The 1162-nt window shown below is 67.6% G+C and carries 2 protein-coding genes; one reads left to right on the top strand and one right to left on the bottom strand.

Annotated elements, in window-relative coordinates; genetic code table 11:
- A partial coding sequence (locus tag MCM47_RS41215) for an RloB family protein (RefSeq protein ID WP_238951827.1) occupies positions 1 to 625 on the top strand: 625 nt, incomplete at its 5' end.
- A gap of 3 nt (positions 626 to 628) precedes the next feature.
- Here MCM47_RS41215 and MCM47_RS41210 read toward each other — a convergent pair.
- A partial coding sequence (locus tag MCM47_RS41210) for a helicase-related protein (protein WP_255753457.1) occupies positions 629 to 1162 on the bottom strand: 534 nt, incomplete at its 5' end.

The following is a 1162-nucleotide window of genomic DNA, read 5'->3' as shown; positions in this document are numbered from 1 at the left end:
GAGGCGGGGCAGGCCACTCGGCACGAAGAAGCAGAGCGCGAATACGCGTGAGCAGGAACGGCGGTTCCTGGTCTACTGCGAGGGCGAGGTCACCGAGAAGATCTACCTCCGCGGTCTGGTGAGGGACCTCCGGGGGAAGCCGATCTCGCTGAAGATCGGTAACAGTCACGGTGAGCCCTGGCTACTGGTGAGTTCCGCGATCGCACACGCGGCACGTGCGGACGAGCCCTTCGACGAGGTGTGGTGCGTACTCGACGTCGAGGCCCCGCAACAGGCACCGTCCCTCGCCCGAGCGCTGAAACTGGCCCGGGAGAGCGGCGTCAAGTGCGCGCTGTCCTCACCGTGCTTCGAGGTCTGGCTGCTGCTGCACTTCGGTCGGGGGCGGTCGTACTTGGCGAGCCACCAGGCAGCCAAGGAACTGGCCAAGGTCCTCAGGGGGTACGACCCGAAGGGTAAGGCGTTCGACTTCGAAGACGTGCGGATGCTCACCGCCGAGGCGCGCAGGGCAGCACTCGATCTGCACGACCGGCACGAGCAGCCGGGAAGGCAGATCGAGTGCTGGTGCGTCAGCAACCCGTGCACCTCGGTGGGCAGTTTGCTGGACGCCCTCGAATACAAGCCCTGATCGCTACAGGACGTCGTCCGCGTCGATGATGCGGTAGGCGTAGCCCTGCTCGGCCAGGAAGCGCTGCCGGTGGGCGGCGAAGTCCTGGTCGACGGTGTCGCGGGCCACCACCGAGTAGAAGTGGGCCGCGTGGCCGTCCGCCTTGGGGCGCAGGACGCGCCCGAGGCGCTGGGCCTCCTCCTGCCGGGAGCCGAAGGTCCCGGAGACCTGGATGGCGACGGTGGCCTCCGGCAGGTCGATCGAGAAGTTGGCCACCTTGGAGACCACCAGGACGCTGATCTCCTTGTTGCGGAAGGCGTCGAACAGCTTCTCGCGCTGGGCGTTGCTGGTCTCGCCCTTGATCACCGGCGCGTCCAGGACCTCGCCGAGCTCGTCCAGCTGGTCGATGTACTGGCCGATGATCAGCGTCTGGTCGTTCTCGTGCTTCTTGACCAGGGCCTCGACCACCCGCCGCTTGGTGGCGGTGGTCGCGCAGAACCGGTAGCGCTCCTCGGGCTCGGCGGTCGCGTAGGCGAGCCGCTCGGAGTCGGTCAGGGG

Origin of the sequence: Kitasatospora sp. A2-31 (assembly GCF_022288725.1) — a bacterium.
Lineage (GTDB): Bacteria > Actinomycetota > Actinomycetes > Streptomycetales > Streptomycetaceae > Kitasatospora.
Note: the sequence above shows the minus strand (reverse complement) of the source record. Positions and strands in the feature narration are given on the sequence as shown.